The sequence below is a fragment of the Xanthomonas sp. 60 genome (assembly GCF_011761925.1).
This window is the reverse complement of record NZ_JAASQW010000006.1, coordinates 260534-267853: the sequence shown is the minus strand read 5'-3', so window position 1 is coordinate 267853 and position 7320 is coordinate 260534. Positions and strand designations below refer to the sequence as shown.

Below are 7320 nucleotides of genomic sequence, written 5' to 3'. Positions count from 1 at the left end.
CTGTCACAGGGCCGGGCGGTGGGGTTGGGTGGGGGCGTTGAGCGCCATGGATGGCGCGAAGCGAGGCCCGCAGGAGCGGCTCTTGCCGTCCCCCATCCAACCCCACCACCCGGCCCAGCCCGACTAGGCCATCACACCGCGTCCACCACGGAGGGGACCAGCCGTTCGCCGCTCAGGCCGCGAGCGCCGCCTCGACCGCCTCACGCAGACGCGGATCGTCCGCCCCCACATCCGGTGCGAAGCGCGCAACCACCTCACCCTCGCGGTTGATCAGGAACTTCTCGAAGTTCCACAGAATGCCCGGCGCCGGCTGCACCGGAATAGCCTTCGAAACCAGGCGCTCGCGCATCGGGCCTTCGCCGATGGCCTCCGGCTGGGCGGCAGTGAGCTGCTGGTACAGCGGATGCACATCCTCGCCCGCCACGCTGATCTTGGCGAACATCGGGAAGCTGACGTCGTAGGTCAACTGGCAGAAGGACTGGATCTCCGCCTCGTCGCCAGGCTCCTGGCCCAGGAAGTTGTTGGCAGGAAAGCCGAGGATTTCCAGGCCTTGGGCCTGCTTCTCCGCATAGAGCTTCTGCAGCCCTTCGTACTGCGGGGTCAGCCCGCATTTGGAGGCGACATTGACCACCAGCAGCACCTTGCCACGGTAATCGGCAAGCGAGCCGGGCTTGCGCTCGATGGTCTGGACGGGAATCTGCTGCAGGGAAAGGCTCATACGAACTCCGGGAAAGTAGGAATCTGGAGAAGACAGCGCTGGCATCATGCACCGCGCAGGACAGGTGCAGGCTCAGTCAACGCAGAGGATGCCCTGGGCCACGCCGCCATCGACACGCTGGCGGCAGCCGAAGTTTTCACTGATGTCGCGCTGGCAGGTCCCTGCGGCCGGGGCACCCGCAACCACTTCACCTATGGCCAGGCAGTGGCCCGTGCAGTCCTGTCGCGTACTGCAGGTCTTGCCTGCATCGGCATACGGGACCACGCACTGGACGCGCTGGAGGCGTCCGAGCGGTCGGAGTTCGCCGCCCTTGGCCGTACAGGACGCCGCGTCGGTGGGGATGGCCGAAGCGCCCGCCGCGGTCGCATCGCCCCGTGGGGTGTCCATGCTGCAGCCAAGCAGCGAACCGGCCAGCACGAAGCCGGCCAACAGGGAAAAGCGCATCAGGATATCCACAGGTGCAGGAAAGGCCCCCAAGCATACCCATGCGGGCTGTCTATTCTTCGTCAGGCCCGGCCAGCGTCTGCAGCGGATCAGGCTGCAGTTCCGGCGGCAGCGCCTTCTTCGCCTTGCTGCCCAGCTCGGCCAGGCGACGTGCGCGGTTGATCGCCGACTGGGGTGAATCCTGCAGGCGGTTGCGGGCATTGGTGAAGGCGGAGGTCGCATCGTCGAGCTTGCGCCCGATGGTGTTGAAATCGGCCAGGAAGGCCACCAGCGCATCCAGCACCAGTCCGCCGGCATCGCTGATCTTCAGCGCCTGGCGCTGTACCTTGTCGCGCGTCCACAGGCGCTCGGCCACGCGCAGCAGGGCCATCAGCGTGTTGGGCGAGGCGAACACCACCTTGTTGTCGAACGCATAGGTCTGCAGCGCGGGATCGGTGGACAGCGCGGCGGACAGGGCGCCTTCGATTGGTACGAAGGCAATGGTCACATCCAGGGTCTGCTCCTCGCCCATCGCCTTGGGATAGTTGCGTGCCCCCAGGTCACGCACTTGGGCGCGCAGCGCGGTGGCGTGCCGCAGCAGCGCCTCGCTGCTGCCTTCCGGCGTCGCGGCGTTCATCGCTTCCTGCCACGCCACCAGGTTGACCTTGCTGTCGACCACGATGCTGCGCTGGTCCGGGAAGTTCACCACCACGTCCGGACGCAGACGCTCGCCGGCATCGTCCACCACATGCTGCTGGCGCTTGTAATGCACGCCTTCCTCCAGCCCGGAGCCGCGCAGCACGCTCTCGAGCATCAGCTCGCCCCAGTCACCGCGCACTTTGGCGTTGCCCTTGAGGGCATTGGTCAGTGCCGCCGCCTGCGAGGCCATGTCCTGGTTGAGCGTCTTCAGCTCGCCCACGGCGCCGAGCAGGCTGGCCCGCTCCCGGGCTTCCTCCGCGTACAGCACGTCCACGCGGCCGCGGAATTCCTGGAGGCGTTCGGCGAAGGGCTTGAGCACGTTCTCGATGTCCAGCCGCGACTGCCCGGTGGCCTGGCGCACGTTCTTCTCGAACTGCTGGCCGCGCTCCTCGAAGACCTTGCCCGCCAGCTCGGCAAAGGCGCCACTGAGTTTTTCCTTGGCGGTATCCAGATAGGCGCGCAGTTCCTCGCTGGCCTGCTGCGAGTGCTGCAGGTTGGCCTGCACCCGGGTATGTTCACCATGCAGCGCCTGGTAGCGTTCGCGCTGTTCCTGCAGCGCCTCCTGCAGCGCGCGCCGTTCGGCCTGCAGCTGCTGCAGGGCCTGTTCGCGTTCGGCCAGGCGCGTTTCGCGCTCGCTGCCCAGGGCGGTGTCACGCTCGATGCGCACCTGCGCGGCCGTCAGCGCGTGCTGCCATTCCTGCCCACGCCGGCGCTCGCCATCGATGTCTTCCTGCAGCGCCTGCAGGCGACCGCGCAGCTGACCGGCCTCCACCTGGGCCACGGTGCTGCGGTCTCGCTCCTCGGACAGCGCCTGGCGCAGCAGCTCCAGCTCGGCCAGCGAGGTACCGCCGCGCCCGCGGCGCAGCAGCACCCCCAGCAGGATGATGATCACGGCCAGCAGGAGCACGGCCAACAACAGAGCAGTCTGGTTTTCCATGCTGCTAGTTTAGGCGTGCCCTGTCTCACCCGCTGCGCCGGCGACGTGATCCGCGTCGCGGACCGCATCGCCGGGTCCTGTTCACCAGCCTTCAAGCACGATCTTGCCCTTGGCGCGGTTGCTCTCCACGTGGGCATGCGCGCGCCGCAGGTTGGCGGCGTCAATGCGGCCGTAGTGCTCACCCAGCGTTGTGCGCAGCACGCCTGCATCCACCAGCGCTGCCACGCGCTGCAGCAGGACGTGCTGCTGCTGCATGTCGGGCGTCTGGTGCAGCGGGCGCGCGAACATGAACTCCCAGTGCAGCGATGCACTCTTGCGCTTGAGTGCCATGACATCAAGCTGGCCGGGATCATCGATCAGCCCGAGCTGTCCCTGCGGCGCCAGCACCTCGATGATCTGCGCGTAGTGCTGATCGGTGTGGGTAAGGCTGGCCACATGCTCCACCGCCCGGATGCCGAGCCCTGCCAGGCCTTCGCCCAGCGGCTGGCTGTGGTCGATGACGTGGTGTGCGCCCAGCCCCAGCACCCATTCACGGGTTTCCGGCCGGGAGGCGGTACCCACCACCGTCAGCCGGGTCAGCTGCCGGGCCAGCTGCACCAGGATCGAACCGACGCCACCGGCGGCGCCGATGACCAGCAGCGTCTGCCCCTCACCGCCGCCTTCGGCGATCCGCAAGCGGTCGAACAGCAGCTCCCACGCGGTGATGGCCGTCAATGGCAGCGCGGCGGCGGACGCATCGTCCAGGCTCGCCGGCTTTCGCCCGACGATGCGTTCGTCCACCAGCTGGTACTGCGCGTTGCTGCCGGGGCGGTCGATCGCGCCGGCGTAGTAGACGTCGTCGCCGGGCTGGAACAGGGTGACCTCGCTGCCGACCGCATCCACGGTTCCCACGGCGTCGAAGCCGAGTACACGGGGGGTTTGCGTGGCCGCGGTTTTGCGGACCTTGGCATCGACGGGATTGACCGCCACCGCCCGCACCGCCACGCGCAGGTCACGTGGGCCCGGCGAGGGAAGGTCGAGTTCGAGGTCCACCAGCGCCTGCGGATCGTCGATCGGCAGGCCGTTGCGGGTATAAGCGACTGCACGCATGGCAGGTTCCTTCGTTGGACGGGGCATCAGCTTGGACCCCGCAGGCTGCGTCGAAAAGAGGCACAATCAGACATCACTTTCCCGCCTGCAGTGAAAATGATCCGCTTCGATGATCTGCAGCTGTTCGTGCGCACCGCCGCCCTGGGAAGCTTTTCCAGGGCGGCACGCGAGACCGGCCTCCTGCCCGGCCAGGCGGCCGCCGCCGTGGCCCGGCTGGAACGCAAGCTTGACCTGCGCCTGTTCGTGCGCACCACCCGCAGCCTGCGCCTGACCGCCGAAGGCGCGCTGTACCTGCCGTACGCGCAGCAGGTGCTGGCCACCCTGCGCGAGGGCCAGGCGCGGGTCCAGGGCGAGGACGCGGCCCTGCACGGCACGCTGCAGATCGCGGCGCCTTCGGACCTGGGCCGTAATGTGCTGCTGCCGTGGCTGGGTGCGTTCCGTCGTGCGCACCCTGGCCTGCACCTGCACCTTCAACTGTCCGACCAGGTCACCGATGTCTTCCGCGATCCGGTGGACATCGCCTTCCGCCTGGGCCGTTTCGACAACGCCAGCTATGTGGCCCTGCCACTGCTGCCGGGCAATCGCCGCGTGCTGGTAGCCGCACCGGATTATCTGCACGCAAGCGGCGCGCCGGACCGGCTGGAGGCGCTGAAAGACCATGCCTGCCTGCTCTACCAGCTGGGGGGACGCACCCATGACCGCTGGAGCTTCGAGCACGAAGGGCGGCGCAGCGTGGTGGGGGTGCGCGGCGCCCTGCAGTGCGACGATGCCGACGTGGTGAGGCGCTGGGCGGTGGCAGGGGAAGGCATCGCCTACAAATCCTGGCTGGACGTGGCCACTGACGTGCGGGCCGGGCGGCTGCGGGTGCTGCTGGGCGGCTGCGGCGAAAGCCTGCCGCTGAACCTGGTCTGCCCGCATCGCAAACAGTTCTCGCCCGCGGTTCGGCAGCTGCATGCCTTCCTGCAGCAGCACCTGCAGCCGATGCTGGCCGGCCTGCCCGGGGACCTGCCGACGCCCGTCCTGGCATCCTGAGCGCATGTCCGCCGCAGCGGCCTGCGGCCGGTGGCAGGCAGGCCCCTGCAGACGCTTACACTACGCCCCCCTGCAAGCAACGAGTCGACCGCCATGCCGTGGATGGGCATCCAGGACCTGTGGACCTTCCTGGCCGCCGTGCTGGTGTTCCTGGCGCTGCCGGGGCCGGGCACCTTCACTCTGCTCACCGCCACCGGCCGCGGCGGCGTACGCGGCGGCTACACCGCGCTGGCGGGACTGCTGGTGGGTGACCAGATCCTGATGTGGCTGGCGCTGGCTGGCGTGGCTGCCCTGCTGAAGGCCAACCCGACCGTCTTCCATGCCGTGCAGTACCTGGGTGCGGTGTACCTGTTGTGGGTAGGCGTGAGCCTGCTGCGCACGCCCCGCAGCGACGGCCCGGGCCCGGCCGGTACCGTGCGCCTTTCGCCGGGCCGCTATTTCCGCCAGGCCATCCTCGTCAGCCTGCTCAATCCGAAAGCGATCCTGTTCTACATGGCCTTCCTGCCGCTGTTCATCGACCCGCGCCAGCACCAGGGCGTGGCCACGTTCGCCGCGCTGGCAGGCATCATTTTCATGGTCAGCGTTGCGTACTGCTCGCTTCTGATCGGCGTGGGCAACCTGGCGCGGCGCCGGTTGATCCAGCACCCGCGCGTAGGGGATGTGCTGCGGCGGGTAGCCGGCCTGTTCCTGGTCGGATTCGGGGTGCGGCTGGGACTGGGAGAGTGAAAGCGACGACGCCACCGCCCGTAACCCGCGCGGTCGTTTATGCCGATTCCGGCACATGGTGTCGGGCGGCACCACAATCTTTCGATCAATGAGCGCCCGTCGGTAGGCATTTCGCACAGCATTCGTTCACACTCGGGCACTTGTCGTTCCCAGTCACCACGAGGTCCGAATGTCCTTGCTCCGGCGTAAGTCCCTGGAATCCGTCACCGTCCACGAAGCCGGCAGGCAGCTGCGGCGGACGCTGAGTTGGCCCCACCTGATCGCCCTGGGCATCGGCGCCATCGTCGGCACCGGCATCTACACCCTGATCGGCGTGGGCGCCAATCTGGCCGGGCCGGCGGTGCTGATCTCCTTTGCGATCGCCGGCGCCGTCTGCGCCTGCGCGGCCCTGTCCTACGCCGAACTGGCGACGATGATGCCGGCCTCCGGCAGTGCCTACACCTACAGCTACACCGCGCTGGGCGAGATCTTCGCATGGGTGGTCGGCTGGAGCCTCATCCTTGAGTACTCCCTGGTCGTCAGTACTGTCGCCGTTGGATGGTCAGGCTATTTCGTCGGTTTCCTGGAGTGGGTGCATACCCAGCTCGGGATCGATATCCGGCTGCCGGCCGCGTTGTCCGCCGGCCCGCACGTCGAGGGCGGCGTGTTCAACCTGCCGGCCGTGCTGATCACCTGGGTGGTGGCGGGCGGCCTGATGCTGGGCACCAAGGAAAGCGCCACGCTCAACGCAGTGCTGGTGGTGCTGAAGATCGTGGCGCTGGCCGTGTTCGTGGCGGTGGCCCTGCCCGCCTTCGACAGCAGCCACCTGCACCCCTTCATGCCGCACGGCTTCGCCAAGTCGCTCGGACCGGACGGCGTGGAGCGCGGTGTAATGGCGGCAGCGGCCATCATCTTCTTCGCCTTCTATGGCTTCGATGCCATCGCCACCGCCGCCGAGGAAACCCGCAACCCGGGGCGCGATCTGTCGATCGGCATCATCGGTTCGATGATCGGCTGCACCATCGTGTACATGCTGGTGGCGCTGGCCGCGATCGGCGCGATGAGCTACGCGGTGTTCGGCAGCAGCGCCGAACCGCTGGCGCTGATCATGCGCCAGCTGGGGCATCCCACGGCGGCCCTGATCATCGGTGTGGTAGCGATCATCGCGTTGCCCACGGTGCTGCTGGCCTTCATGTTCGGCCAGAGCCGCGTGTTCTTCGTCATGGGCCGCGACGGCATGCTCCCACGGGGCCTGTCCAACGTGAGCAAGCGCACCGGCACGCCGATCGCCACCACCCTGTTCAGCGCGCTGCTGGTCTCCGCGCTGGCCGGCGTGGCGCGACTGGACGAGATCGCGGCCCTGGCCAACGCCGGCACGCTGGCAGCGTTCACGGCGGTGGGTGTGTGCCTGGTGGTGATGCGCCGCCGCGCACCCGACCAGAAGCGGACCTTCCGCACGCCGCTGGCGTGGATCGTCGGGCCGGCCGCCGCCTTGGGCTGTGTGTATCTGTTCTTCAGCCTGCCCAGCAGCACGCAGCTGTATTTCCTGATCTGGAACGTGATCGGCCTGGTGGTGTACTTCCTGTACAGCCGCGGCAATGCACTGATCGGCAAGGACCGCTCACAGCGCGCGCGCTGATTCCAGCGGGGTCCGGAAACGAAAAGGGGGTCGGCATGCGCCGGCCCCCTTTTCTGTGCGGCATCCGCCGCTGGCCGC

The 7320-nt window shown here is 68.0% G+C and carries 7 protein-coding genes; 3 read left to right on the top strand and 4 right to left on the bottom strand.

The annotated features are described in order from the left end of the window. Positions 1-172 precede the first annotated feature (172 nt). From FHY09_RS13690 to FHY09_RS13675, 4 genes are all read right to left on the bottom strand, one after another. Entirely contained in the window at positions 173-718 is a 546-nt protein-coding gene (locus tag FHY09_RS13690; protein ID WP_166927440.1) for a glutathione peroxidase, read from the bottom strand. 72 nt (positions 719-790) lie between these two features. Continuing rightward, on the bottom strand, positions 791-1162 hold the full coding sequence (locus tag FHY09_RS13685; RefSeq protein WP_166927439.1) for a hypothetical protein: 372 nt from the start codon (positions 1160-1162) through the stop codon (positions 791-793). 52 nt (positions 1163-1214) lie between these two features. After that, positions 1215-2777 (bottom strand): DNA recombination protein RmuC, encoded by a 1563-nt coding sequence (gene rmuC / locus FHY09_RS13680; protein WP_166927438.1) that lies wholly within the window; start codon positions 2775-2777, stop codon positions 1215-1217. Between the two features lie 81 nt (positions 2778-2858). Further along, on the bottom strand, positions 2859-3866 hold the full coding sequence (locus tag FHY09_RS13675) for a zinc-binding alcohol dehydrogenase family protein (protein WP_166927437.1): 1008 nt from the start codon (positions 3864-3866) through the stop codon (positions 2859-2861). Positions 3867-3962: 96 nt separating this feature from the next. Between FHY09_RS13675 and FHY09_RS13670 the strand changes: the two genes are divergently transcribed. From FHY09_RS13670 to FHY09_RS13660, 3 genes are all read left to right on the top strand, one after another. Further along, positions 3963-4898 carry a LysR family transcriptional regulator gene (locus FHY09_RS13670; RefSeq protein WP_166927436.1) on the top strand — a complete coding sequence of 312 codons (936 nt, stop codon included), beginning with the start codon at positions 3963-3965 and terminating at the stop codon, positions 4896-4898. Positions 4899-4991: 93 nt separating this feature from the next. Next, positions 4992-5624 carry a leucine efflux protein LeuE gene (gene leuE, locus FHY09_RS13665; RefSeq protein ID WP_166927435.1) on the top strand — a complete coding sequence of 211 codons (633 nt, stop codon included), beginning with the start codon at positions 4992-4994 and terminating at the stop codon, positions 5622-5624. 169 nt (positions 5625-5793) lie between these two features. Further along, complete coding sequence (locus tag FHY09_RS13660; protein WP_166927434.1) at positions 5794-7242, top strand: amino acid permease; 1449 nt, start codon at positions 5794-5796, stop codon at positions 7240-7242. The last annotated feature ends 78 nt before the right edge of the window (positions 7243-7320 follow it).

Excerpts from the sequence above, each read along its gene's own strand:
- FHY09_RS13690 (WP_166927440.1), bottom strand. The coding sequence starts at position 718 with ATGAGCCTTTCCCTGCAGCAGATTCCCGTCCAGACCATCGAGCGCAAG.
- FHY09_RS13685 (WP_166927439.1), bottom strand. The coding sequence starts at position 1,162 with ATGCGCTTTTCCCTGTTGGCCGGCTTCGTGCTGGCCGGTTCGCTGCTT.
- rmuC (WP_166927438.1), bottom strand. The coding sequence starts at position 2,777 with ATGGAAAACCAGACTGCTCTGTTGTTGGCCGTGCTCCTGCTGGCCGTG.
- FHY09_RS13675 (WP_166927437.1), bottom strand. The coding sequence starts at position 3,866 with ATGCGTGCAGTCGCTTATACCCGCAACGGCCTGCCGATCGACGATCCG.
- FHY09_RS13670 (WP_166927436.1), top strand. The coding sequence starts at position 3,963 with ATGATCCGCTTCGATGATCTGCAGCTGTTCGTGCGCACCGCCGCCCTG.
- leuE (WP_166927435.1), top strand. The coding sequence starts at position 4,992 with ATGCCGTGGATGGGCATCCAGGACCTGTGGACCTTCCTGGCCGCCGTG.
- FHY09_RS13660 (WP_166927434.1), top strand. The coding sequence starts at position 5,794 with ATGTCCTTGCTCCGGCGTAAGTCCCTGGAATCCGTCACCGTCCACGAA.